The organism is Hydrogenophaga palleronii NBRC 102513 (assembly GCF_001571225.1).
In the GTDB taxonomy this organism is placed as follows: Bacteria; Pseudomonadota; Gammaproteobacteria; order Burkholderiales; family Burkholderiaceae_C; genus Hydrogenophaga; species Hydrogenophaga palleronii.
This window is the reverse complement of sequence record NZ_BCTJ01000003.1, coordinates 193,045-215,584: the sequence shown is the minus strand read 5'-3', so window position 1 is coordinate 215,584 and position 22,540 is coordinate 193,045. Positions and strand designations below refer to the sequence as shown.

Genomic DNA, 22,540 nt, shown 5'->3' with positions numbered 1-22,540 from the left:
GCGCATGAAGTCTGCCGAGGCCGACATGACTTGCCCCCTCTCCCACGAGCGGGAGAGGGTTGGGGTGAGGGCGGACGCCAAGGCGCATGCGCGTGAACTGAGGACACGCACTACCGAAGCCGAGGCCCTGCTGTGGCAACAGCTTCGAGGACGTCGTTTCCAGGGCTTCAAGTTTCGCCGTCAACGACCGCTGGGGCCTTACATCCTCGACTTTGTGTGTCTCGAAGCCGGTCTGGTCATCGAGGTCGATGGCTGGCAGCACAGCGATCAGCATGCCTACGACCAGAAGAGAACTGAACTGATCAAAAGCCAGGGCCTCATCGTGATCCGCTTCTGGAACCATGAAGTCATGAACGAAACCCCTGCCGTGCTGGAGAAGATCTGGCAGACGTTGCAGGCCCTCACCCCAACCCTCTCCCGCCAGCGGGAGAGGGGGCAAGACAACCAGGAACCATCATGAGCAAACAGATCCAAGACGCCTACATCGTCGCCGCCACCCGCACCCCCATCGGCCGTTCGCACAAGGGTTCCTTCAAGCACCTGCGCCCGGACGACATGCTGGCCCTCGCGCTGCGCTCCGCACTCGCACAAGCCCCCGGCCTGGACCCGAAGGCCATCGAAGACGTGATCTGCGGCTGCGCCATTCCCGAGGCACAACAAGGCCTGAACGTGGCGCGCATCGGCGCCATCCTGGCCGGCCTGCCCAACAGCGTGGGTGGCATCACCGTCAACCGCTTCTGCGCCTCCGGCCTGTCGGCCGTGCAGATGGCGGCCGACCGCATCCGAGTGGGTGAGGCCGACGTGATGATCGCCGCCGGCACCGAGAGCATGAGCATGGTGCCGATGATGGGCAACTCGCCCAGCCTCTCGCCCACCATCTTCAGCAACACCGACGACGTGGAGAGCTACGGCATCGCCTACGGCATGGGCCTCACGGCCGAGAAGGTGGCGCAGAAGTGGAAGGTCTCGCGCGAAGCGCAGGATGCCTTCGCCCTGCAGTCGCACCAGCGCGCCATGCTCGCCATGAAGAACGGCGAGTTCAGCGACGAGATCACGCCGGTGGAAGTGACCGAGCGCAGTGTGGACCTGGAGAGCGCAGAAGTCACCACGAGCACCCGCACCGTGAGCCTGGACGAAGGCGCGCGGCCCGACACCTCCATCGAAGGCCTGGCGAAGCTGCGCACCGTGTTCGCCGCACGCGGCTCGGTGACGGCTGGCAACAGCTCGCAGACCAGCGATGGCGCGGGTGCGCTCATCCTCGCCAGCGAAGCCGCCATCAAGCGCTTCGGCCTCACGCCGCTGGCGCGCTTCGTGAGCTACGCCTCGCGCGGCGTGCCGCCGCACCTGATGGGCATCGGCCCGATCGAGGCGATTCCCGCCGCGCTGAAGTACGCCGGCCTCACGCAGGACCAGATCGACTGGATCGAGCTCAACGAAGCGTTTGCCGCGCAGTCGCTCGCCGTCATCAACACCCTGGGCCTGGACCCGAGCAAGGTCAACCCCATGGGCGGCGCGATTGCGCTGGGCCACCCGCTGGGTGCCACCGGCGCCATCCGTTCGGCCACCGTGGTGCACGCGCTCAAGCGGCACAACAAGAAGTACGGCATGGTGACGATGTGCGTGGGCATGGGGCAGGGCGCCGCGGGCATTTTCGAAAGGGTGTGACGGCGCTCCCCCCCGCGCCGCGCTTGCAGCGCGTCACCCCCCTGTGAGGGGGGGCGATGACTTGGGCCGGCGGAGCCGGACCCTTGTCATCTCTGGATGGTGTTGCCTCGCGCCGGCCAGTCTGTCGCGTTGTGGACCTGAAATCCAGAGTGCCTCCAGCAAACTCTTCGCATGACCACACCGCACCCCTTCGATCAGGCCATCGCCCTCACGCCCGCCGGCCCGCACACCTACAGCGGCGCCACCTCGCCGGCCTACGGCAACATGGTGGGGCCGTTCGGTGGCATCACGGCGGCCACCGCCATGCAGGCGGTGATGCTGCACCCGCAGCGCCTGGGTGAACCGATCTCGCTCACGGTGAACTACGCGGCAGCGCTGGCCGATGGGGCCTTCACGCTCATGGCGCGGCCTGTGCGCACCAACCGATCCACCCAGCACTGGCTGCTGGAGATCACCCAGCCCGACGCGCAAGGTGAGCCCGCCACCGTGCTCACCGCCAGTGCGGTGACCGCCGTGCGGCGCGAGACCTGGAGCGTGGACGACGAGCCGATGCCGGCCGTTCCCCCGCCCGACCGCGTGGCGCAGGCCAACATCGCACCCCATGTGGCCTGGCCGCAGCGCTACGGCATGCGTTTCGTCACCGGCAGCATCCCCGAACGCTGGGACGGCCAGGGCGACACCAGCCTGTTGCAGATGTGGGTGCGCGACGAGCCCGGCCGTGCGCTCGACTTCCCCAGCCTGTCGGCACTGGCCGATGTGTTCTACCCGCGCGTCTGGCTGCGCCGCGCCAAACCGGTGCCCACCGGCACGGTGTCGATGACGGTGTACTTCCACGCTGGTGCGGCCGAGCTCGCCGCCACCGGCAGCGGCTGGTTGCTGGCGCAGGCGCGTGGCCAGGTGTTTCGCAACGGCTTTTTCGACCAGACCGCGCAGCTCTGGAACGAGGCCGGCCTGCTGCTGGTGACTACGCACCAGATCGTTTACTACAAAGAGTGAGCACCCCCGCCGCGCTGCGCGCCGACAACGGCTGCAGCCTGGCAAGGTTCTTGGTCTGATGGGGACTGGGGTGTGCGCGGCGAACGCCGACCCGCTGGCTGCGTCTCCCTCCAGGGGGAACGCGCGCAGCGCGGCAGGGGCTGGTTTCTTCTAGGGGCGGCCGAGGAACAGGTACAGACCGGTGTAGCCTCGCGGCGCGCTCACCAGGCTCAGGTACAGCGGGCCGATGCCGGTGTCCGCGCCCACGAACAGGCTGGAGCCTGCGCGCAGGTCTCTGGCGGAGATGTCGCTGCGTTGCGTCCAGGCGTTGCCCGCTTCCAGCGAGCCGCCCACGAACAGCGCGCGCGCCACGCCCACGCTCCAGGGCAGCCGGCGGTAGTAGGTGAGGCGGCCGAACACCAGGTAGTTGCCCGCCACCTGCCCGGCGCGGTAGCCGGACAGGTGCTGGAAGCCGCCCAGCGCGTACTCGTCAATCGCGCCGAGCGGAATCTGGCTGGCATACGCCACGCGGGCGCCGACGTTGAAGGTGTGTACGCCCCAGCTCTTCACACCGGTGGCCGTGCCTTCCAGGCGCGTGAAGCTGCCGCTGTTTCCGTAGTTGCGGAACGAGCGGCGGCCCGTCACGATCTCGCCCTTGGCCCGGTAACCGCGCGAGGGGAAGTTCGCGAAGTCGAGCTGGTCGGCGATGACGGCGGCACGCACACCCACCTCGCTCCACACCATGGCTTCATGCGCCTGGCCCGGCAGGAAGCCGGCAACGAGCTCGGGCTTGACCTTGCGGCGCGCCGCCACCAGGCCCACCCGCATGTCGCCCACATTGCCGAGCAGGCCCATGGGCCAGCCGATGTCCGCGCCGACCTGGATGCCCTGCCGTTGCGCCACCGCCGCCATGTCGCCGTCGGCCGTGTAGAGGTCCACCCGCTGCAGGCTCGCGTCCACATAGGCCGCCACGAAGCGGTCGCTGTGCAGCGTGAGTGGCTGGTACAGCTCGGAGTAGAGCCCCAGCGTCTCGCCCAGCTGCACGCGGTTGCGCCACTCGGCGCCGCTGTCGTTGAGCCAGTGCCGGTTGTGGCTGATGCGCAGGTTGAACGTGCCATGGCCCTGGAAGTCGGTGCGCAGGTCCAGGCCCACGCGCAGGTAGTTCGGGCCCCAGGTGTTCTCGCGCAGTTGCAGCGTCAGGTCTTCGGCGCCGTCGTCGCGCCGCGTGAGCGCGTAGTCCACGCGCTCGTAGTCGCCCGAGGCGGCGAGCTTCTGCAGGTCGCGCTCCAGCGTGGGCACGTCGAGTCGCTGCCCTTCGGACGTTTCCAGCGTGGTGGCCAGGCGTGCGGCATGTGCGTCGTTCACACCCTCGAATTTCACCGTCGCCACCGCACCGATGCGCCCGGTGTTCGCCTGCGACTGCGCCTCGCGCGAAGCCACCCAGCGCCGGTAGCTGGTGGCATCCACCGCGAAGCGCTCCAGCGCGCTGCCCACGGTCTTCGCGTAGTCGTTGCCGATCTTCACCAGCTCGGGCGCCTTGCCGAAATCGCTCGAGCTGAGCTGCGCCAGCGGCGGCGCCAGCAGCAGGTCGTGCGGCGTCAGCGTGGCGATGCTGGCCTGCACGTTCTGCTCGGTGAGGATGTTCACCATCTGCGTGGTGATGCCCACCACGCTGCCCAGCGTTTCGCGCCCGGCCAGCGGTGTGCCGATGTTCACCGCGATCACCACGTCCGCGCCCATGCGGCGTGCCACGTCCACCGGCAGGTTGTTCACCAGGCCGCCGTCGCCCAGGATGCGCCCGTCCACCGCCAGCGGCGAGAACACGCCAGGCACCGACATGCTGGCGCGCAGCGCGGCGGCGAGGTCGCCGTGGTCCATCACCACCGCCTTGCCGGTCTCCATGTCGGTGGCCACGGCGCGGAACGGCGTGGGCAGGCCGTCGAAGTTCGCGAGGTGGCGCGTGGACAATGTGTAGCGGCGCAACAGCATTTCCAGCGCGCGTGTCGACACCGCGCCGGAGGGCAGCACGAACTCGCCGTCGCGAAAGCCCAGCATCAGCACCGGTGAGAGCTCGAAGTCTTCTTCCTTGCGGCGCTGCGAGAGCAGCTGGCGCGGCTCGCGGCGGTCGAACAGGTCGCCCCAGTTCACGCCCAGGATCTCGCGCTCCAGCTCGTCCGCGCTCATGCCGCTGGCGTACAGGCCGCCGACGATGGCGCCCATCGAGGTGCCCACGATCACGTCCACCGGCACGTGCGCGGCCTCCAGCGCCTTGAGCACGCCCACGTGCGCAAAGCCCCGCGCCCCGCCGCCGGAGAGCACCAGGCCCACGCGCGGGCGGGGCGCGGCCGCCGGCACCGCCTCGGCCAGGCCGGGCGCGGGCGGCGCCGGTGCCTGCGCCTGCAGCAAGCTGGACATACCGGCCAGCAGCAGGGCGAGCATGTGGTTCAGACCGGGGCGAAAGAGGGCAGCGAATCGGGGCGGCATGGCAACGGCGCGGTGAGCGGAGGTTGGTGGTGGCGCGGCAGCGCTGAAACGGCAAGTGTAGGGGTGCCCGCGGGGCGGGCCGCATCCGGCGCAGGCTGTCACGCAGCCGTCAGCGCTGGCGCCACAAACCAGAAAAGCACGCCCGTTCGTGGTACTTTGCGGGTCCTTCCTTGCACCTTCAGAGACAACCATGAGCGACATCCTCGTCCACACCGAAGCCGGCGTCACCACCCTCACGTTCAATCGCCCGGACAAGAAGAACTCCATCACCGCCGCCATGTACGGCCAGCTGGCCGACGCGCTGCAGGCCGCGCAGGACGATGCCGCCGTGCGCTGCGTCGTGCTGCAGGGCAACGAGACCATCTTCTCGTCCGGCAACGACATCGGTGACTTCCTCAACAACCCGCCGGCCACCACCGACTCGCCGGTGTTCCGTTTCCTGCGTGGCATCGCGCAGTTCCCCAAGCCGCTGATCGCCGCCGTCTGCGGCCCGGCCGTGGGCGTAGGCACCACCCTGCTGTTCCATTGCGACCTGGTCTACGCCGGCGACAACGCGGCCTTCTCGATGCCCTTCGTCAACCTCGGCCTGTGCCCCGAGGCGGCGTCCAGCCTGCTGGTGCCGCAGATGCTGGGTTACCACCGCGCGGCCGAAGCGCTGCTGCTGGGTGAACCCTTCATGGCCGAGGCCGCGCTCGAAGTGGGCCTCGTCAACCGCGTGCTGCCGCCGCTGGAAGTGGCCGGCTACGCGCAGAGCGTGGCGCGCAAGATGGCCGCCAAGCCGATCAGCGCGCTGGTGGAGACCAAGCGCCTGATGAAGAAGAACCAGGCACCGCAGGTGCTGGCGGTGATGGCGGAAGAGGGCGCGAGCTTTGGCCGCATGCTGGGCGAGCCGGCCGCCAAGGAAGCCTTTGGCGCGTTTCTGGAACGCCGCAAGCCGGACTTCTCCGGCCTCTGAAACCTTGGGGCCGCTGGCCCCGGCTTCAGTCGATCACGGGCAGCCGGATGCTGGCGCGCAGGCCGTGGGGCTGCACCGCCGAGAGCGTGACGCTGCCCTGCTGGCGCTCCACGATTTCCTTCACGATCGACAGGCCCAGGCCACAGCCATTGCCCAGCGTGGAGGCGCGCACGAAACGCTCGAACATGCGCGGCATGTCTTCGGCGGCAATGCCGGGGCCGTTGTCCACCACGTCCAGCGTGACCTCGTCGCCCTCGCGGCGCAGGCTCACCGTCACCAGCGCACCGGGCCCGGCATAACGGATGGCGTTGTCGATCAGGTTGCTGATGGCCTCGCGCAGCAGCAGCGCGTTGCCCGCGACCGGCACCACCTCGCCGCCGCCGGTTGCCGTCTCCTGCCGGCCTTCAAAACCCAGGTCAACGCCGGCGCGCATGGCGCGCGGCACCAGCTCGGCGGTGATGGCGTGCGCCAGCTCGCGCAGGTCGAAGCGGGTGCGGCCCATGGCATGGCCCGACTCCGGCTCGGCGCGCGCCAGCGTCAGCAGCTGGTTCACCAGGTGGGCGCTGCGCGAAGCACTCTCGTGCACGCGCGCCAGCCGCGCCCGCTGCTCGTCGTCGCGCGCGGTCTGCAGTGCCAGTTCGGTCTGCGTCTTCAGTCCCGACAGCGGCGTGCGCAACTGGTGCGCGGCGTCGCTGATGAAGCGCTTCTGTGTCACCAGGTTGTGCTGCACGGAAGCCAGCAAGCTGTTGAGGGCGGCCACCAGCGAGCGCAACTCGTTCGGTGCCGACTCCAGCTGGATCGGTGCCAGGTCGGTCGGGGCGCGGCCTTCAACCTCGTGGCGCAGCCGCGCCAGCGGCGCGAGCCCGGCGCGGATGCCGGCCCACACCGCCACGGTCATGAGCACCAGCAGGCCGGCCAGCGGCAGCAGGATGTCGATCAGGATGCCGCGTGCCAGCGCTGCGCGGCTGGCGCGGTTGCGCGCCACCTGCACCAGCAGGGTGTCGCTGGCGTTGGCGCCGTGGCGCAGGACGATGGCGGCCACGCGCAGCCGCTGCTCCGCGCCGCCGCCTGCCGCGGGGTCGGGCAGGTTGGCGTTGTAGAAGTAGGGCTCGCCGATGGTGGCTTGCCTGAGCGCGTCCGCGGCCGGCAAGGGCAGGGTGCGGTTGCCGAACAGAACGCTGCCCGGCGGACTGCTCACCATGTACTGCAGCGCTTCGTTCGGGTCGGCCTCGATCTCGGCCCGGGCGGCGTTGGGCAGCCCGGTCGGCAGGCCGTTGTCCACGGTCTTGATTTGCCGGGCCAGTGCGCGCGAGGCCTGCGACAGGCTGCCGTCGACCGCGCCGTTGGTGTAACGCTCCGCCAGCTTGTAGGCGGCCAGCCCACCGCCCACCCACACCACCAGTTGCGGCAGCAGCAGCCAGATCAGCAGTTGCCGGTGCAGCGAGCCGCTGCCGCGCCGCCAGGGCGGCAACCACGCGAGGAACGAACGCTGCCGGGCAGCCATGTCAGTTGCGCGGCGCGGCGCGGTGGCGGTCGGCTTCCAGCAGATAACCCAGGCCGCGCACGGTGCGGATGTTCAGCGCCGAGTCTTCCAGCTTGCGGCGCAGCCGGTGCACATAGACCTCGATCGAGTTGCCGGTGCCGGCATCGCTGCCGTCGCCGGTCCAGGTCTGCGTGATCTGCTCCTTGGTGACCACCTCGCCCGCGTTTTCAACCAGCAGCTGCAGCAGGCTCCATTCGCGCCCGCTGAGGTCAACCGCCTCACCCGACAGCGTGGCGCGCCGCGCCTCGCGGTCGAGCGACAAACCACCCAGGTGCAGGGCGCCCGAGCGCGGGTGCGTGCGCCGCATCAACGCATGCAGGCGGACTTCGAGCTCGGGGAAGTCGAACGGTTTGGTGACGTAGTCGTCGGCACCGGCCTGGAAGCCCTGCACGCGGTCGTCCAGGCTGTCGCGCGCGGTCAACACCAGGATGGGCAGGCCGGGCTGCGCGCCGCGCACCTTGCGCAGCACCGAGAGCCCGTCAAGCATGGGCAGGCCGAGGTCGAGGATGGCGATGTCGAAGGCATGGCGCGCCAGCAGGTAGTCGGCCACCGCTCCGTTGGGCGCGACTTCCACCTGAAAGCCGGTACCGCGCAGCTGTGCAGAAAGGCCGTCGGCCAGGATTTCGTCGTCTTCGGCAAGGAGGAGGTGCATGGCGCCAAGCTTAACCAAAGACGGTGAAACACTATTTGGGTTTAACCTATGTTAATAAATTAACGACTCTTTAATATTCATGCACTCGCTGGTGTGCAGCGACGAGACACGCGCCCACAGGGCCACCTCAGTGACAGACACACAAGGAACAGCCCGCATGAACACCCACCGTTTCAAACGCAGCACCGGCGCTGCCGCGCTGCAGAAGGCCGGCCGTTCAAGGCGCGTTCTGACGGTGCGCGTGCCTGGCCATCTGCGCGTTGGTGATGCGGTGCACAAGCTTGATGCCGTCAGCGGCCGCCAGCTGTCTGTTGTCAGCCACGCGGATGCGCGTGCGGCCGCCGTGGCCGGCCCGTCGGGCCCAGACGGCACCACCCCCTCATCGCCTTGCGCGTCACCGGATAGCCGGTGGCGGGCGCGGCCGTGACGAAGAAGAGCGATTGTCATCACCAATACCCACGAGGGAGGAGACGCGAAATGAAATGCAAACGGATACCCCTGGCCGCTGCGGCGGCCGCGCTGGTCGGCCTGCTGGGCGCTGCCCACGCACAGACCACCGACACCGACCCGACGAAAGACTTCGTTAAGAAGGTCAACAGCGCCACCGGCCTGGAGTTCTGGGGCTACGGCCGCGGCGGCTTCTACAGCGCCAGCAAGGACGCCCCCAAGGGCGGTTACTCGCTCGGCGGTGACCTGCAGAAGTACCGCCTGGGCAACGAAGGCGACAACTACATCGAATTCGGCATTGGCAAGCGGTTCGACATGGGCGAAGGCGTCAAGTGGGGCGTGTTCTACATGCCCACGAACTACGAAGGCGACACCGGCACCGCCCAGCTGTACGCCTCGCTCACCGGCGTCTTCGGTTCGCCCGCCACCTTGTGGGCCGGCCAGCGTTATCACCGCCTGCAGGACGTGCACATCCTGGACAAGCAGATCATGGAAGATGGCGACAACTACGGTGCCGGTGTCGACGACATCCCGGTCGGCCTGGGCACGCTGAACCTGGCGCTGTACACCTCGGGCTCGTTCGACAACAAGAACGGCAACCCCAACAACGCCAAGCGCGCCAACGTGCAGTGGCGCAACATCCCGGCCAACGCCGGCGGCAAGATCACGCTGACCGGCGCCCTGATCTCCGGTGACTTCGCGCAAGGCAGCGACGGCGGCGCCCTGGGCTTCCTGCACAACCAGAAAGACTTCATCACGACGGGCCTGAACAACTCGTTCTTCCTGCAGGCCTCCACCGGCCACGCTTCCATCACCGGCAAGTTCTACGGCCTGGACAGCACCACCACACAAACCGGTGTGCTGCCACCCGCCACCCCGGGTGGCCTCTCACCGCTGGTGACGCTGACGACGAACACGCCCAATGCCGGTGCCAAGCAGCGCCGCATCCTGGACGTGATCGACTTCCAGTTCGGCCAGCTCGGTGGCCAGGCCCTGGTGGGTTACCAGACCACCAGGCCGGACCAGGGCGTGGAGACCAAGGACTTCTCGCTCGGTGGCCGCGTGTCCTATGGCATTGCCAAGTACACCAAGCTGCTGTTTGACCTGGGCATGACCCAGCGCGACATCGACGGCCAGGCCAAGCAGCGCCTGACCAAGGGCACCGTGGCGGTGGCGTTCGCGCCCAACACCCAGTTCTGGACCCGCCCGGAATTCCGCGTCTACGCCACGCGCGCCAGCTGGAACCAGGCCGCCGGCCTGGCGAACGCCGGCTCCTTCGGCGCCAACGGCCGCCGCAGCGCCACCACCTTCGGCGTGCAGATGGAAGCGTGGTGGGAGTGATGGATGTGTCGTGAGCGCCACGCGGGTGGCGCAGAGGCGCCGGCACATCGGCCGGCCCGCTGCCCGTCAGGCGTTCGAGTTTTCTTTTTGTGGTCCTTCAGAACCCATGAAAGCGTGTGTCGATATCGGTGGAACCCGGGTCGCCGTAGGTCTGGTCCATGAGCATGTGCCGGGCGGCCTCGTCGCGCGGCGCAGCGAAGCGACCGCCACGTCGGGCAGCCCCGATGCGGTGGTGCTGCAGGTGATGCGCATGGTCGAACAGGCCAGCGCCGAGGCGGGGGTGGATGCGAACGAAGTCAACGAGCTGGGAGTGGCCGCGCCAGGGCCGTTCCTGCTCAGGGAGGGACTCGTCGAACTCACCACGCCTCACATCTGCGGCGGTCTGGCCGGCCTGAGCCGGGGTTTGCCGAACGGCTGGCTGAGTGCCCCGAGCAAAGCGCCGCTGCGCCGGCGCTTTGGCCGGGTCCGGGTGGAAAACGTGGGTGTGGCGGCGCTGGAGGCCGAGCGGCGTTGGGGAGCGCTGCAAGGTTTCGCGCACTGTGCCCACGTGAGCCGGGGTGCCGGCATCGGTGTCGGGCTGTGTGTGGACGGGCGTGTGCTGCGTGGCAAGAACCGCAATGCAGCACACGCGGGCCACAGCTTCGTGACCGACAGCAACGCAGACGCGGCCCTGTGCGGCTGCGGCAACGTGGGGGATGGGGAAAGCCTGGTGGCGGGCGATGCGATCGAGCGGCGCTTCGGCCATTCCGCCTCAACACTGTTCATGGCCGCTGCCCGCGGCGATGCCCAGGCGCTGCGCAAGGCCGATGGCCTGTGCACGGTGGTGGGCCGTTTGTTGTTCAACCTCGTCACGACGCTGGACCTGCAGGCCATCGGTCTGGGCGGCAGTGTGTTCTGGCACCACCGCCAGTTCCTGCTGCCGCGGTTGCGCGCCGCGGTCGAGGCTTGCTTGCCGTCCATGACGGCGGGCGTTCTGGTGGTGCCGGCCGGCCTGGGTGACCAGGTGACTGGCTGCGCTGCCCTGGCGTTGCTGGCGGGCACCGTTCCCGATCCGCGACCACCGCAGGCGATGCCATCGCCCCGGGCGGAGCTGGTTGCATGAATTTTGTTGGGGTGTGAGAGGGGTCGCTTTTTGGGCCGGACTTCGTGTTCGGCCCTTTTTTTTTGGGCCTTCGTTCAACGAACAGACCCGGGCGCGCCCGCTTGGCGGGTGTGCCGCCACCCTGGCTGGAGCGCCTGTTCGTGCCGAGCGACACGCACCGCTTGCTCAAGCTGCCGCTGCACATCAACGATCCGCTGTTCGCCGCGGCGGTGGCCGAAGAGGTGAGAGCGGTGCTGGTGGTGTAAGGTGGCCGCATGAGCGACGCCACCACCGATCCCATCGACCCCACCGAACAGGCCAAGGCCTTTTTCTTCGAAGGCAACGCGCTGTTCGAGTCCGGCCAGCTCGACGAGGCCGTGAGCCGCTACCAGTCCGCGCTGGCGCTGGTGCCGGGTCGGCCCTCCATCCTGGCCAACCTCGGCGTGACCCAGTGCCGCCTGGGCCAGTGGCCCGAGGCGGTGGCCACCTTGCTGCAGGCGACCCAGGCCGACCCGCAACACCGTGACGCCTGGATCGCGCTCGGCCTGTCGCAGGAAGCGTTGTCCAACTGGGCCGGTGCCGCGCACGCGCTGCAGCAGGGCGTGAAGCTGGGCGCAACGAACGCACAGATCCAGCTCTCGCTGGCCTTGTGCCTGCTGCGCCTGGACCGCCCGGCCGAGGCGCTGCAGGCGCTGGACCGCGCGCTGGAGATCGACCCCACCCTGGCCGAGGCCTGGAGCCAGCGCGGCAGCCTGCTGCGCGACACCGGCGAATACGCCGAGGCCGCGCGCTGCTTCGAGCAGGCGCTGGCCCACGGTGGCGATCAGACCCTGCACCGCTTCTACCTTGCGTCTGTGCGCGCGGGCGAGGCCACGCCGCCGCAACCGCCGCCGGCCTATGTGGAGGCGCTGTTCGACGAGTACGCCGACGACTTCCAGGCCCACCTGATCCAGCACCTGAAGTACCAGGCGCACGAGACCTTGCTCGCCCCCCTGCGCGTGGGCGGCCAGCGTTTCCCGCTGGTGCTGGATCTCGGTTGCGGCACCGGCCTGTGCGGCCAGCTGATGGCACCGCATGCCGACGCGGTGGACGGCGTGGACCTGGCCAAGGCCATGGTGGACCAGGCGCGCGCCAGCGGCGCCTACCGCCAGGTGCAGCAGGGCACCTTGCTGGACTTCCTGCGCGCCAGCCAGGCACCGGCCGACCTGGTGATCGCCGCCGACGTGTTCATCTATGTGGGTGCGCTTGAAGAGGTGTTTGCCGCCGTGCGGCAGCGCTTGCAGCCGCAGGGCGTGTTTGCCTTTTCGGTTGAACTCGCGGACCCGGGGCATGAGCTGCAGTTGCGGCCCAGCCTGCGTTACGCGCATTCCGCCGCCTACGTCGAACGCCTGGCGGCTGCACACGGCTTCAGGCTGCGTCAGACCTGGGAGGCACCGCTGCGCGAAGACCAGCAGCAACCGGTGATGGGCCTGTACGTGTTGCTGGAGCCAGCGGCGTGACCGCGCTGTTGCGCGAGGCGCGCGCCACCGACGTGGACCGCGTGTTCGAGATCCGCACCAGCGTGCGCGAGAACCACCTCTCAATGGACGAGCTGGCGGCCCTGGGCATCACGCCACAGAGCCTGCCGGCCATGCTGGAACACCCGGGCCGTGGCTGGGTGGCCGAAGTGCAGGGCGAGGTGCTGGCCTTCGCCATGGCCGATGCCGAAGAGGCCACGGTGTTTGCGATGTTCGTGGCACCCGGCCACGAGAACCGCGGCCTGGGCCGGCGGCTCATGCAGGCGGCGGAGCAATGGCTGTTTGCGCAGGGTCTGGAATCGGTCTGGCTGCTGACCGACAGCGACCGCGCGGTGCGTGCCAACGGTTTCTACCGCCACCTCGGCTGGGTGGACGATGGTGTGCAGCCCGACGAGCAGGTGCGCTTCGTCAAGTCGCGCGACGCCCTGGCCACTGCAGAACGCTGACGGCGGGCCACCGCGCCTCAGGGCGTGACGACCTTGGCCGGGCTGTACTTGAAGGTGGCGCAGATCACGCCGTGGTCGGTCGAACCATCGGCCTTGTGGTCTTCAAAGTTCAGGTGGTCGTTGTTGATCGCCAGGCCGTCGAAGATCCAGATGCGGTGGCGGCTGTTGTCGTAGAACTCCTGGCTCACCAGGATGTGGTCGAGCGATTCGCGGATGTCCTGGTGCACGTGCGTGTAGTACACGTCGCGCGTGTCGCGGTACTCCTGCAGCGTCTGCGCGGTGTAGAGCGCGGTGTCGCCGCCGCCCTTGCTCTCGCCCACCAGGTAACGCGGCTGGTCGGTCAGGATGTTGGCGGTGTTGCTGTGCTGGCCGTCGTTGATGTCGCCGAGCACGATCACCGGGGTGTTGTTGTCCTTCATCTGCTCGGTGAGCAGGAACCGCAGGGCCGCAGCCTCGGCGGTGCGCCGGATGGTGGAGAGCGCGGCGCCCAGGCCGGTGGCGTGTTTGGTGTAGAGCGTGCGGTCGGCCTTGTACCAGGCCTCGGTGAAGACCTTGGTCGGCCCCTTGGACTTGAAGTGGCACACATAGACGTGCACATCCGGCCCCGCCTCGCGCGGACGGATGGTGAAGTGCAGCACTGGGCGCGAGAAGCCTTCGATGTTGACCGCGATGCGCGGCGTCTGCGGGTCGTCGCCTCTGGACTGCAGCACGAAGCCGGGCGGAAAGCGGGCAATCCAGTCGGGTGAGCCCTGCAGCAGCCCCTTGCGCACGATGGCCGCGCAGTGGATGGCGCGGCCGTCGGCGTCGGGCGGGGCCAGCAGATCGTGGGTGTCGGCCAGGCCGGAGGCCTCGAGCACACGCGCCAGCGAGGCCGCGTGCCAGAGCTCCTGGAAACCGAACACATCGGCCTGCAACATGCGCAACTGGCGCGCGGCCCACTCGATCTTGCGGTCGTACTCGGCCTGGGGCCAGCCGTCGGCGTCGGTGTAGATGGGCAAGCCGGGCTCGTTCAGGTTGTACAGGTTGAACGAACCGATGCGGAGTTGGCGCAGGTTCATGGCAGGCTCCTGTTGAAGCAGGCCGCCACTGTGCGCCAGCGGGTGTGACATCTCAACCCCCAGGCAAGGGAATGCGTGAGGGGATGTGTGCGTGTTTGTGGGGCTCAGTCTTCGCGCTGCGCCACCCAGCAGGTGGCGCCTTGCGCGCCGTACCTTTCGGCGTGTGGCTGGTCGCGCTGCACCTCGAAGCTTTCGCCCGGGCGCAGCTGGCGCGTGAGGTCACCCACGGTGATCCACATCTCGCCACGCGTGACCATGGCACGCGCCGAGAACGGGTGCGTGTGCATGTCCAGAATGGTCAGGGGTGCCCAGTCGCGCTCGAGCACCTCGTCATAGCCCTCCATCAGCGCCTGGAGGCGAAAAGCGTTGAAGGTACCAATGTTCATGGAAGGGAGTTGTGGGCATTTGCAGCAGCGGGTCAAGCGTTGGCATGGCATCTTTTGGGTACAACAAAAGGCTGCCATCCATGCCGCACAGGTTGTTGATCCTTGAGCCCACCGGGCAACGCAGCACCCGCACCGAAGCGCAGGGGCGTGAGCTGTATGCGCGCATGCAGCGCTTTGGTGAAGACCTGCAGGCACGTGGCAAGCTGCAGGCGCTCGCCTCGCAGTCGCAGGGGGTGCGTGTGCGCACCGGTGGTGGTGGCAAGCCGCAGGTGCTCGACGGCCCTTTTGCCGAAGCCAGGGAAATGGTCGGCGGCTTTTTCCTGCTGCGTTGCGAGAGCATGGCCGAGGCGATGGCCATGCACGCCGGGCCGGCGGCCGGTCTGCTGCTGATGGCCGCGCTGCAAAAGGACAAGTCGCTGTGCCAGTACCATTGGCTGCCCAGCGTGCGCGGTGATCTGCTGGCCCGGCTCGGGCGCGATGCCGAGGCGCGTGCCGAATTCGAACGCGCCGCCAGGCTGGCCGGCAACGCGCGTGAAAAAGCATTCTTGCAGGAAAGAGCCCGGCTGCTCGCCAGCTTCAGTGAAAACCCCCCCGGGTAAAAGCCCTCATGGCGAGCGCGGCGGCGGACCGCCACACTGGGCCACACTGACCCCTTTCGCCGCCATGGACCAAGCCACGCCTCACCCTCACTTCGAGCCGTTCCGCGGCTCCAACCAGGCCCCGCTGGACCCCGAGAGCGAGGCCGACATCATCGTCATCGGCGCCGGGCCGGCCGGGCTGGCCACCGCCGCCTGCCTGGTGCAGGCCGGGCACAGCCCGCTGGTGCTGGACCGCGCCAACGACGTGGCCTCGTCCTGGCGCCACCACTACACGCGCCTGCACCTGCACACCGTCAAGACCCATTCGGCGCTGCCGGGCATGGACTTTCCCGACGACGCGCCGCGTTACGTGCCGCGCCAGGGCGTGGTGGACTACCTGGTGGCCTATGCGCGCCGGCACGGCATCGAGCCCGAGTTCGGCCAGACCGTGACCGCCATCGAGCCGCGCCAGGGGCCCGGCGCGCCGTGGCAGGTGGCGCTGGGCAACGGGCGGCTGATGTCGGCCAACCACGTGGTGGTGGCCACCGGCGCGAACCAGCGGCCGCGCATGCCCACGCTGCCGGGTGAAGACGTGTACCAGGGCCGCCTGCTGCACAGCCGCAGCTACCGCAACGCCGCGCCCTTCGCCGGCCGGCGCGTGCTGGTGGTCGGCATGGGCAACACCGGCGCCGAAATCGCGCTCGATCTGGTGGAAAACGGCGTGCGCGCGGCGCTGTCGGTGCGCTCGCCGGTCAACATCGTGCACCGCGAGGTGATGGGCCGGCCCAGCCAGCTCTCCAGCATCCAGCTGAGCAAGCTGCCCACGCCGCTGGGCGATGCCCTGGCCACGCTGTTGCGCAACCTCACGGTGGGCGACCTGCGCCGCCACGGCTTGCGCACCCCGGCGATCTCGCCGCTGCGCCAGCTGCGCGAGCAGGGCAAGACACCGGTGATCGACGTCGGCACCCTGCACCGCATCGTCAGTGGCGACATCCATGTCTATCCGGGTGTGCAGACCCTCACCTCGGGCGGTGTGCGCTTCACCGACGGCACGGTGCACCCCTTCGACGCCGTGCTGCTGGCCACCGGCTACGACGCCGCACTGAGCGAGCTGTTCCCGTACACGCCCTTGCCGCTGGACGGCACGGGCCTGCCCACCACGCTCAGCGGCGAAGGCCCGCTCGAAGGCCTGCACTTCGTCGGCTTCGACATGCGCCAGCCCGGCGGCCTGCTGCGCACCATTGCCCAGCAGGCACCACGGGTGGCCGAACGCATCGGCCAGCGGCAGTCCCGCGCAGCGCGAGGGCAGCGCAGTGTCTGAGGCCGCGCACCTGCAACTGGCCATCGGCACGCGCCAGACCCGCATCACCGACAGCGGCAGTGGCCGCAGCTGGGTGTTGGGCATCGGCACCGAGGCGCTGGGCAACGGCCCGTTCCACCACGAGCCGCCCACGCCGCTGGAGATCGAACACGCGATCGAACACGTGGAGGACGCGGTGATGCCGCTGCTGCGCGAATTGCCATCCCCCATGCCCTGGGTCAGCAGCGATGCCGCCTCGTGGCAGCTGCACAACCTGCTGCCGCGCGGCGCGGCCACCGGGCCGGCGCTGCTGTCCATCGACGCGGTGGAAGACCTCTTCAACCAGCTGGCGGCGTTGTCGCTCGGCCGCCCCACCGCGTCGTCGGGCCTGCCCCTGCAGGCGAGCTTCATGGCCCATGTGCTGATCCTGCGCGAGGCCATGCACCACCTGCGTTTCACTTCCCTCGGCTTGATCGCCGATTCCGATTCCGATTCCGATTCCGATTCCGATTGAGAGAGACTGCCGCATGCCCAGCACCGCCACCCTTGAGCGTTTCATCGAACTGGTCGAGAGCAATGCACACGACCAGGCCATCGAAGCCTTTTACGCACCGCATGCCTCGATGCAGGAGAACCAGGATGCTCCGCGCGTCGGCCGCGAGCAGCTGCTGGCCCACGAGCGCGCGGTGATGGCGCGCGCCACCTCCATCCGCTCGCAGTGCGTGCGCCCGGTGTTCGTGAACGGCGACCAGGTGGTGTTGCGCTGGCGTTTCCGCTTCGTGTGGCACGACGATTCGGTGACCGAGCTGGAAGAACTCGCGCATCAACATTGGGAGGGCGAGCAGATCGTGCAGGAACAGTTCTTCTACGACCCGGCGCAACTGACCCCACAACCACCACCCGGAGCGGCGACATGAGCCTGGAAGAGCGCGACGACCCGCCGGTGAGCGAGTACCTCGTGATCTCGCGCGGCCAGTGGGATGCCGACAAGTCGCCGGAAGAAATCCAGGCGTCGATCGACGCGTTCTACCGCTGGTACAGCAATCTGGTGGAGCACGGCGTGATGCGCACCGGGCAGCGCCTGGAGCCCGAAGGCAAACGTGTTTCGCGCGAACGCATCCTGGACGGCCCGTTCACCGAGGCCAAGGAAGTCATCGGCGGCTTCTGGTTCGTGCGCGCGCGCAGCCTGACCGAAGCCGCGAGCCTGATGGCCGACAACCCCTGCCTGGCCTGCGGCCTGGAGTACGACGTGCGGCCCCTCGCGCAGAACCGCTGCAACGCCTTCGAGCGGACTTGCGAAACGCCTGAGCGCCCGGCCAATGACCGGGTCTGAGAAACGCACCCCGGCCCGGCGCGCCCGGTGGTGGGCTGCGGGCCTGCTCGCACTGTCCGGCGTGTGCGCCCACGCCGCCGGCTTCGACCGTCTTCTCGTGCCCGCCAACGGTACCGAACCCGGCATCGAGGCCCTGGTCTGGAGCCCCTGCGCCACTGCGGCCGAGCCCACCGCGCTCGGGCCCTATGTGGTGCAGGGCATGCGCCGCTGCCCGGTGGCGGGTGAGGCGCTGCCGCTGGTGGTGATCTCGCACGGGCAGGGCGGTGACTCGCTCGGCCACCACGACACCGCCACCGCGCTCGCCGACGCCGGCTTCGTGGTGGTGAGCCTGAACCATCCCGGAGACAGCTTCGGCGACGACGGCGCGGCCGGCCACTGGCGCATCTTTGAATCCCGCCCGCGCGATGTGAGCCGGGTGATCTCCTTCATGCAGGAAGACTGGCCGCAGCGCCGGCAGTTGAAGTCTCAAGCCATTGGCGTGTTCGGTTTTTCACGCGGTGGCTACACCGCGCTGGCCCTGGTGGGCGCGGTGCCCAGCGCCGCCGCGGCCAGCGCGCGCTTCTGCCCGCGTGGCGCGGCACCGGACGCCTGGCCCATCTGCCGCGAACTGGGCGCCAGCCCGCCCGCGCTGCGGCCACTCGCCGACCCACGCGTGCGCGCGGCGGTGGTGGTGGACCCGCTGAACCTGTTTGACGCCGCGGGCCTGAAACCGGTGCGCGCGCCAGTGCAACTCTGGGCCTCGGCCCTGGGTGGTGACGGTGTCGAGCCTGCGCACGTGGAGGCCATCCGCAAGGCGCTGCCGAAGCAGAGCATCGACCACCAGGTGGCGGACGGCGCAGGGCACTTTGTGTTTCTCGCGCCGTGCACCGCGGCCCTGCGCAACTTGGTGCCCCAGATCTGCGAAGACCCGCAGGGCGTCAACCGCGACGCGCTGCACCGACGCATGAACGCGGCGGCGGTGGCGTTCTTCCGCCAGCACCTGCGCTGAGCCGGGCGGCGCCGCCGCGCGCCTTCACACCCCACACAACTTCGAGGCCACGAGCAGCACGCAGGTGGTGATTGCGTGGCCCGGATATTGCAATCCAGCGAGCGCGTTCCGAGGCCTGGCCTTTGTGCACCGCCATGGTTCGGCCCGGCGTTGCGCGAGGCGATGGCCGAAGAGCGACCGCCCCCGGCGGTGTTCCAACAACAACCATTCCCTCTCGACTGGAGTTTCCTTGATGAAAAAAACATTCACTCGCAGCCTGTTGGCTGCCGCGGTGCTGGGTTCGGCCGCCGTTGGCGCGCAGGCGCAGAGCACGGTGCAGGTCTATGGCCTGATCGACATGAGCGTGGGCTCGACCAAGGCGCCCGGCGGCACCTCGGTCACCGGTGTGGACAGCGGCAGGATGAGCACCAGCTTCTACGGTTTCAGCGGCAGCGAAGACCTGGGCAGCGGCCTGTCGGCGCAGTTCAAGATCGAAGGCTTCTTCCGCGGCGATACCGGTGAACAGGCCCGTTTCAATGGTGACGCGCAGTTCTCGCGCACCGCCTCGGTGGGCCTGTCGCACAAGGACTTCGGTTCCATCAACTTCGGCCGCACGACCACGCAGCTGTTCATCTCCACGCTGATGTTCAACGCCTTCGGCGACTCCTTCGGTTATTCGCCTGCCACTCGCCACTACTTCGCGTCGGGCGCGGGTTCGGTCACCGGTGACAGTGGCTGGAACGACTCCGTGTCCTATGCCAGCCCGACGCTGGGCGGCTTCCGCTTCGGCACCTCGATCGCCACCAAAGAGAGCGCCGCCGGCGTCGGCAATGGCGGCAACTGGAGCGTGGGCGTGAGCTACAGCGGCGGTCCGCTGGCGGCCAGCCTGGTGTACCAGAACGTGAAGAAGGACGCCGCAGCACCACTGGCCGACACCGAGACCACCCAGTTGGGTGCCTCTTACGACTTCACGGTTGCCAAGGCCTTCCTGCAATACGGCCAGGTGAAGAACACCACCACGCTGATCAAGACCGACATCGTCGGCGCAGGTGTGCGCGTGCCGCTGGGCGCGGGCGCCGTGATCGCGCAGTACGGCTCCATGGACCTGAACGTGGGCGCCGACCGCGACACCGTGTCGCTGGGTTACGTGCACAACCTTTCGCGCCGCACCGACGTGTACGCGGTGTTCATGCACGACAAGCTCGAAGGCCTGTCCGCTGGCCGCAGCTACTCGGTGGGCATCCGCCACCGCTTCTGAACGCCTTGCTGTCTGCCAGAACCCTGTCCTTCCGGACAGGGTTTTTTATTTCGTGGGTTCTGCGCAGCGGTGTGGCGCTGTGGAGGTGGTGGGCCCCGGGGGAAGTTCTATCGGGCCGAGCCCAGCGCAGAGATCAGTTGCGCGCTGGTGGCCGTCCAGCCGACGATGGCGCCTTGCGCCCGGACCATCTCCACGGCCGCCGCCTTGAATTGCGGGAAGTAGCTCTCGGTGCAGTCTTCCAGCAGCAGGCAGTCGTAGCCGCGGTCGTTGGCTTCGCGCATGCTGGTCTGCACGCAGACCTCGGTGGTCACGCCCATGAAGATCAGGTGCGTGATGCCGGCTTGTTTCAACTGCGCATGCAGCGAGGTGCCGTAGAACATGCCCTTGCCCGGCTTGTCGATCACGGTCTCGCCGGCCACCGGTGCGAGTGCGGGAATGATCTGGTTGCCCGGCTCGCCGGCCACCAGGATGCGGCCCATGGGACCGACGTCGCCGATGCGCAGGCTGGGCTTGCCGCGCAGGCGCTTGGCCGGTGGGCAGTCGGAGAGATCGGGTGCATGCGCCTCGCGCGTGTGCACCACCATGCCGCCCGCGCGGCGCCATGCCCCCAGCGCGGCCTGGCACGCCGGCACGATGGCCGCGAGCAGCGCCACGTCATTGCCCAGGGACTCACCGAACCCGCCGGGTTCGATGAAGTCGCGCTGCATGTCGATGATGACCAGCGCGGTGTGCGCCAGGTCGAATTCGTAGGGGAAGGGCAGGGCAGGGAGTTGCATTGCAGACCTCAGGCCATCAGGCTCACGTGGGCGGCCACCACGCGCCAGCCTTCGGTGGTGCGCACCCAGGTCTGGCTCTGGCGCCCGACGCGGTCGCTGCCGGCACGGTGGAACTCGGTGTTGGCGGTCGCGAAGTCGCGGCCGAAGGTGGTGATGACGGTACGGCCCAGCGTGCGTGCCAGGCCCGCCGAGGGGCGGCCGGCGCGGAAGGCGCGGATCTCGTCGAAGCCGTAGAGGTTTTCGGTGGCGCCGTAGCGCAGTGTGTGCGGGCTGTTCCAGAACAACTCGTCGAGCACGGCCACGTCGTTGGTCACCAGGGCCACTTCGTAGCGTTCGAACGCGGCGGTCACATCGGCCAGCACGTCGGGCAGGTTCACGTCGATCACAGCGCGGGTTCCCTCAGGTGTGCCACGCCGGCCTGCGCCAGCGCCCAGCCCGCGCGCAAAGCGAGGTCTTCGCGCCAGGGCGCCGCGATGATCTGCACGCCGATGGGCAGGCCGTCGGTGCCATCGGGCCACATCGGTGCGGCCACCACCGGGCAGCCCGCGAACGAGATCGGTTGTGTGAGCAGGCCGATGGACGCGCGCGAGGGCAAAGCCTGGCCGTTGATGTGGATCCACTCGGCGCCGATGGCGGGCGCGGCCACCGGCGTGGCGGGCGCGAGCAGCACGTCCCAGTCACGGAACAGCGCGTTGACCTTGTCGCGGTAGACGCGGCGGAACCGTTGTGCGCGCACGTACCAGGCGGCGGGCTGCAAGGCGCCTGCGATGAAGCGGTCCACCGAGAGCGGCTCGAAATCGGCGGCCCGGGTGCGCAGGTGTTGCAGGTGCAATGCTCCGCCCTCGCTCGCACTGGTGATGAAAGCGGCGGCGCGGGCCTGTGCGGCGTCGGGCCATTCCACCGTGGCGCTGGCGCCGAGTGCGGCGGCGGCCTGCGCCACCGCGGCCCGCGCCGGCGCGCTGGCGTTTTCCATGAAGTAGCCGTCGAGCAGGCCCACGCGCAGGCCATGCACACCCTGCGGCAGCGAACGCACCGCCGGTTGCACGGCGGTGGCGAAGCAGCCCGGGTCCAGCGGGTCGGGGCCTTGCAGGGCGTCGTAGGCCAGGGCCAGCCCGTCGAGGTCGCTGGCAAAGGGGCCGACGTGGTCGATGCTGGCAACGAAGGGAAAGCTGCCGCGCCGCGAGAGCCGCCCGAAGGTGGGCTTCAAGCCCCACACGCCGCAGAAGGACGAGGGCACGCGGATCGAACCGTTGGTGTCCGAACCCAGCGTGAGCGGCACCTGGCCCGCCGCCACCGCTGCGCCAGATCCGCCCGAAGATCCGCCGGCCACGTGGCCGAGCCGGTGCGGGTTGTGGCAGGGGCCGTAGTGCGTGTTCTCGGTGGTGAAGCCGTAGGCGTACTCGTCCATGTTGAGCGAGCCGACCAGCACCGCACCGGCGGCCTGCAGGCGCTGCACCAGCACGGCGTCGGCGCTGGCCGGTGGGTTGCTGCGGTTCACCCTGGAGCCGGCCAGCGTCACTTCGCCTTCGATGTCGAACAGGTTCTTCACCGCGAACGGCACACCGGCCAGGGGCCCGAGCGGTTCGCCGCGCGCGCGTTGTGCGTCGATGCGGTTGGCCTGCGCACGCGCGGCCTCGAAGCGCCTGCCGGTGAAGGCGTTGATGCGCGCGTCGGTGGCTTCAATGCGGGCGATGCAGACTTCCAGCACATCGGCCGCAGTTTGCTGGCCGCTGGCCAAGGCCTGCGCGGTCTGGCTGAGGTTGGGGAGCATGGGCATG

General features: G+C 68.8%; 24 protein-coding genes and 1 pseudogene. 17 read left to right on the top strand and 8 right to left on the bottom strand.

Annotation, left to right across the window (positions count from 1 at the left end; all coding sequences use genetic code 11):
* The first annotated feature begins 4 nt into the window (after nucleotides 1-4).
* The 3 genes from HPA01S_RS04555 (at nucleotide 5) to HPA01S_RS04545 (ending at nucleotide 2,661) form a co-directional block, all read left to right on the top strand.
* Nucleotides 5-460: an endonuclease domain-containing protein gene (locus HPA01S_RS04555; RefSeq protein WP_218005323.1), complete on the top strand. Its 456-nt coding sequence runs from the start codon at nucleotides 5-7 to the stop codon at nucleotides 458-460.
* Nucleotides 457-1,665 (top strand): acetyl-CoA C-acyltransferase, encoded by a 1,209-nt coding sequence (locus HPA01S_RS04550; RefSeq protein ID WP_066267220.1) that lies wholly within the window; start codon nucleotides 457-459, stop codon nucleotides 1,663-1,665. Before HPA01S_RS04555 ends, HPA01S_RS04550 begins: the two co-directional genes overlap by 4 nt.
* Before the next feature lie 171 nt (nucleotides 1,666-1,836).
* Entirely contained in the window at nucleotides 1,837-2,661 is an 825-nt protein-coding gene (locus tag HPA01S_RS04545) for an acyl-CoA thioesterase (protein WP_066267218.1), read from the top strand.
* A gap of 150 nt (nucleotides 2,662-2,811) precedes the next feature.
* On the opposite strand, the gene HPA01S_RS04540 is transcribed toward HPA01S_RS04545, so the two are convergent.
* On the bottom strand, nucleotides 2,812-5,079 hold the full coding sequence (locus tag HPA01S_RS04540; protein WP_245638568.1) for a patatin-like phospholipase family protein: 2,268 nt from the start codon (nucleotides 5,077-5,079) through the stop codon (nucleotides 2,812-2,814).
* A 235-nt stretch (nucleotides 5,080-5,314) separates the two neighbouring features.
* On the opposite strand from HPA01S_RS04540, the gene HPA01S_RS04535 reads away from it, so the two are divergent.
* The gene (locus tag HPA01S_RS04535; RefSeq protein WP_066267212.1) at nucleotides 5,315-6,079 is read left to right on the top strand and encodes an enoyl-CoA hydratase; all 765 of its coding nucleotides are present in this window, start codon (nucleotides 5,315-5,317) and stop codon (nucleotides 6,077-6,079) included.
* Between the two features lie 25 nt (nucleotides 6,080-6,104).
* Here HPA01S_RS04535 and HPA01S_RS04530 read toward each other — a convergent pair whose 3' ends face one another.
* Complete coding sequence (locus tag HPA01S_RS04530; protein ID WP_066267210.1) at nucleotides 6,105-7,583, bottom strand: sensor histidine kinase; 1,479 nt, start codon at nucleotides 7,581-7,583, stop codon at nucleotides 6,105-6,107.
* Between the two features lies 1 nt (nucleotide 7,584).
* On the bottom strand, nucleotides 7,585-8,274 hold the full coding sequence (locus HPA01S_RS04525) for a response regulator transcription factor (protein WP_066267208.1): 690 nt from the start codon (nucleotides 8,272-8,274) through the stop codon (nucleotides 7,585-7,587).
* Between the two features lie 157 nt (nucleotides 8,275-8,431).
* On the opposite strand from HPA01S_RS04525, the gene HPA01S_RS22985 reads away from it, so the two are divergent.
* The 6 genes from HPA01S_RS22985 (at nucleotide 8,432) to HPA01S_RS04505 (ending at nucleotide 13,106) form a co-directional block, all read left to right on the top strand.
* Entirely contained in the window at nucleotides 8,432-8,701 is a 270-nt protein-coding gene (locus HPA01S_RS22985; RefSeq protein ID WP_157084897.1) for a hypothetical protein, read from the top strand.
* Between the two features lie 50 nt (nucleotides 8,702-8,751).
* Nucleotides 8,752-10,062, top strand: coding sequence for a carbohydrate porin (locus HPA01S_RS04520; protein ID WP_066267206.1), 1,311 nt, complete (start codon nucleotides 8,752-8,754; stop codon nucleotides 10,060-10,062).
* Between the two features lie 106 nt (nucleotides 10,063-10,168).
* Nucleotides 10,169-11,164 carry an ROK family protein gene (locus HPA01S_RS04515; RefSeq protein WP_084360460.1) on the top strand — a complete coding sequence of 332 codons (996 nt, stop codon included), beginning with the start codon at nucleotides 10,169-10,171 and terminating at the stop codon, nucleotides 11,162-11,164.
* A 110-nt stretch (nucleotides 11,165-11,274) separates the two neighbouring features.
* Nucleotides 11,275-11,409 carry a hypothetical protein gene (locus HPA01S_RS23695; RefSeq protein ID WP_281192891.1) on the top strand — a complete coding sequence of 45 codons (135 nt, stop codon included), beginning with the start codon at nucleotides 11,275-11,277 and terminating at the stop codon, nucleotides 11,407-11,409.
* A gap of 9 nt (nucleotides 11,410-11,418) precedes the next feature.
* The gene (locus HPA01S_RS04510; RefSeq protein WP_066267204.1) at nucleotides 11,419-12,642 is read left to right on the top strand and encodes a tetratricopeptide repeat protein; all 1,224 of its coding nucleotides are present in this window, start codon (nucleotides 11,419-11,421) and stop codon (nucleotides 12,640-12,642) included.
* Nucleotides 12,639-13,106: a GNAT family N-acetyltransferase gene (locus HPA01S_RS04505; protein WP_066267202.1), complete on the top strand. Its 468-nt coding sequence runs from the start codon at nucleotides 12,639-12,641 to the stop codon at nucleotides 13,104-13,106. The genes HPA01S_RS04510 and HPA01S_RS04505 overlap by 4 nt, the downstream gene beginning before the upstream one ends.
* Before the next feature lie 17 nt (nucleotides 13,107-13,123).
* On the opposite strand, the gene HPA01S_RS04500 is transcribed toward HPA01S_RS04505, so the two are convergent.
* Together HPA01S_RS04500 and HPA01S_RS04495 are read right to left on the bottom strand one after the other, a co-directional pair.
* Nucleotides 13,124-14,164, bottom strand: coding sequence for an endonuclease/exonuclease/phosphatase family protein (locus HPA01S_RS04500; RefSeq protein WP_066267195.1), 1,041 nt, complete (start codon nucleotides 14,162-14,164; stop codon nucleotides 13,124-13,126).
* 104 nt (nucleotides 14,165-14,268) lie between these two features.
* Nucleotides 14,269-14,550, bottom strand: coding sequence for a cupin domain-containing protein (locus HPA01S_RS04495; RefSeq protein ID WP_066267193.1), 282 nt, complete (start codon nucleotides 14,548-14,550; stop codon nucleotides 14,269-14,271).
* A gap of 80 nt (nucleotides 14,551-14,630) precedes the next feature.
* Between HPA01S_RS04495 and HPA01S_RS23785 the strand changes: the two are divergent.
* The 7 genes and pseudogenes from HPA01S_RS23785 to HPA01S_RS04460 all read left to right on the top strand — a co-directional run.
* Nucleotides 14,631-14,927, top strand: a pseudogene (locus tag HPA01S_RS23785) (YciI family protein); the annotation flags it as partial.
* Between the two features lie 286 nt (nucleotides 14,928-15,213).
* Nucleotides 15,214-16,449: a flavin-containing monooxygenase gene (locus HPA01S_RS04485; RefSeq protein ID WP_066267191.1), complete on the top strand. Its 1,236-nt coding sequence runs from the start codon at nucleotides 15,214-15,216 to the stop codon at nucleotides 16,447-16,449.
* The gene (locus HPA01S_RS04480) at nucleotides 16,442-16,942 is read left to right on the top strand and encodes a hypothetical protein (RefSeq protein WP_066267188.1); all 501 of its coding nucleotides are present in this window, start codon (nucleotides 16,442-16,444) and stop codon (nucleotides 16,940-16,942) included. Before HPA01S_RS04485 ends, HPA01S_RS04480 begins: the two co-directional genes overlap by 8 nt.
* Nucleotides 16,943-16,955: 13 nt before the next feature.
* Complete coding sequence (locus HPA01S_RS04475) at nucleotides 16,956-17,345, top strand: nuclear transport factor 2 family protein (RefSeq protein ID WP_066267185.1); 390 nt, start codon at nucleotides 16,956-16,958, stop codon at nucleotides 17,343-17,345.
* Nucleotides 17,342-17,761, top strand: a complete 420-nt coding sequence (locus tag HPA01S_RS04470) for a YciI family protein (RefSeq protein WP_066267182.1) — start codon at nucleotides 17,342-17,344, stop codon at nucleotides 17,759-17,761. The genes HPA01S_RS04475 and HPA01S_RS04470 overlap by 4 nt, the downstream gene beginning before the upstream one ends.
* Nucleotides 17,748-18,749 (top strand): alpha/beta hydrolase family protein, encoded by a 1,002-nt coding sequence (locus HPA01S_RS04465; protein ID WP_066267180.1) that lies wholly within the window; start codon nucleotides 17,748-17,750, stop codon nucleotides 18,747-18,749. The genes HPA01S_RS04470 and HPA01S_RS04465 overlap by 14 nt, the downstream gene beginning before the upstream one ends.
* A 232-nt stretch (nucleotides 18,750-18,981) precedes the next feature.
* Nucleotides 18,982-19,986 carry a porin gene (locus HPA01S_RS04460; protein ID WP_084360457.1) on the top strand — a complete coding sequence of 335 codons (1,005 nt, stop codon included), beginning with the start codon at nucleotides 18,982-18,984 and terminating at the stop codon, nucleotides 19,984-19,986.
* 107 nt (nucleotides 19,987-20,093) lie between these two features.
* Here the strand turns inward: HPA01S_RS04460 and HPA01S_RS04455 are convergent, their stop codons facing one another.
* The 3 genes from HPA01S_RS04455 to HPA01S_RS04445 are packed head-to-tail and all read right to left on the bottom strand — an operon-like array spanning nucleotide 20,094 to nucleotide 22,539.
* Nucleotides 20,094-20,762 (bottom strand): cysteine hydrolase family protein, encoded by a 669-nt coding sequence (locus tag HPA01S_RS04455; RefSeq protein ID WP_066267168.1) that lies wholly within the window; start codon nucleotides 20,760-20,762, stop codon nucleotides 20,094-20,096.
* Nucleotides 20,763-20,770: 8 nt separating this feature from the next.
* Entirely contained in the window at nucleotides 20,771-21,145 is a 375-nt protein-coding gene (gene hpxZ, locus HPA01S_RS04450) for an oxalurate catabolism protein HpxZ (RefSeq protein WP_066267304.1), read from the bottom strand.
* The gene (locus tag HPA01S_RS04445; protein WP_066267166.1) at nucleotides 21,145-22,539 is read right to left on the bottom strand and encodes an AtzE family amidohydrolase; all 1,395 of its coding nucleotides are present in this window, start codon (nucleotides 22,537-22,539) and stop codon (nucleotides 21,145-21,147) included. The genes hpxZ and HPA01S_RS04445 overlap by 1 nt, the downstream gene beginning before the upstream one ends.
* Nucleotide 22,540: the final 1 nt, after the last annotated feature.

What these genes read in the sequence shown, in the direction of transcription:
- HPA01S_RS04485 (WP_066267191.1), top strand. Translation starts at nt 15,214, where the DNA reads ATGGACCAAGCCACGCCTCACCCTCACTTCGAGCCGTTCCGCGGCTCC.
- HPA01S_RS04455 (WP_066267168.1), bottom strand. Translation starts at nt 20,762, where the DNA reads ATGCAACTCCCTGCCCTGCCCTTCCCCTACGAATTCGACCTGGCGCAC.
- HPA01S_RS04520 (WP_066267206.1), top strand. Translation starts at nt 8,752, where the DNA reads ATGAAATGCAAACGGATACCCCTGGCCGCTGCGGCGGCCGCGCTGGTC.
- HPA01S_RS04550 (WP_066267220.1), top strand. Translation starts at nt 457, where the DNA reads ATGAGCAAACAGATCCAAGACGCCTACATCGTCGCCGCCACCCGCACC.
- HPA01S_RS04555 (WP_218005323.1), top strand. Translation starts at nt 5, where the DNA reads ATGAAGTCTGCCGAGGCCGACATGACTTGCCCCCTCTCCCACGAGCGG.
- HPA01S_RS04495 (WP_066267193.1), bottom strand. Translation starts at nt 14,550, where the DNA reads ATGAACATTGGTACCTTCAACGCTTTTCGCCTCCAGGCGCTGATGGAG.
- HPA01S_RS04515 (WP_084360460.1), top strand. Translation starts at nt 10,169, where the DNA reads ATGAAAGCGTGTGTCGATATCGGTGGAACCCGGGTCGCCGTAGGTCTG.
- HPA01S_RS04445 (WP_066267166.1), bottom strand. Translation starts at nt 22,539, where the DNA reads ATGCCCATGCTCCCCAACCTCAGCCAGACCGCGCAGGCCTTGGCCAGC.
- HPA01S_RS04525 (WP_066267208.1), bottom strand. Translation starts at nt 8,274, where the DNA reads ATGCACCTCCTCCTTGCCGAAGACGACGAAATCCTGGCCGACGGCCTT.
- HPA01S_RS22985 (WP_157084897.1), top strand. Translation starts at nt 8,432, where the DNA reads ATGAACACCCACCGTTTCAAACGCAGCACCGGCGCTGCCGCGCTGCAG.
- HPA01S_RS04510 (WP_066267204.1), top strand. Translation starts at nt 11,419, where the DNA reads ATGAGCGACGCCACCACCGATCCCATCGACCCCACCGAACAGGCCAAG.
- HPA01S_RS04460 (WP_084360457.1), top strand. Translation starts at nt 18,982, where the DNA reads ATGAAAAAAACATTCACTCGCAGCCTGTTGGCTGCCGCGGTGCTGGGT.
- HPA01S_RS04535 (WP_066267212.1), top strand. Translation starts at nt 5,315, where the DNA reads ATGAGCGACATCCTCGTCCACACCGAAGCCGGCGTCACCACCCTCACG.
- HPA01S_RS04465 (WP_066267180.1), top strand. Translation starts at nt 17,748, where the DNA reads ATGACCGGGTCTGAGAAACGCACCCCGGCCCGGCGCGCCCGGTGGTGG.
- HPA01S_RS04470 (WP_066267182.1), top strand. Translation starts at nt 17,342, where the DNA reads ATGAGCCTGGAAGAGCGCGACGACCCGCCGGTGAGCGAGTACCTCGTG.
- HPA01S_RS04500 (WP_066267195.1), bottom strand. Translation starts at nt 14,164, where the DNA reads ATGAACCTGCGCCAACTCCGCATCGGTTCGTTCAACCTGTACAACCTG.
- HPA01S_RS04530 (WP_066267210.1), bottom strand. Translation starts at nt 7,583, where the DNA reads ATGGCTGCCCGGCAGCGTTCGTTCCTCGCGTGGTTGCCGCCCTGGCGG.
- HPA01S_RS04540 (WP_245638568.1), bottom strand. Translation starts at nt 5,079, where the DNA reads ATGCTCGCCCTGCTGCTGGCCGGTATGTCCAGCTTGCTGCAGGCGCAG.
- HPA01S_RS04475 (WP_066267185.1), top strand. Translation starts at nt 16,956, where the DNA reads ATGCCCAGCACCGCCACCCTTGAGCGTTTCATCGAACTGGTCGAGAGC.
- HPA01S_RS04545 (WP_066267218.1), top strand. Translation starts at nt 1,837, where the DNA reads ATGACCACACCGCACCCCTTCGATCAGGCCATCGCCCTCACGCCCGCC.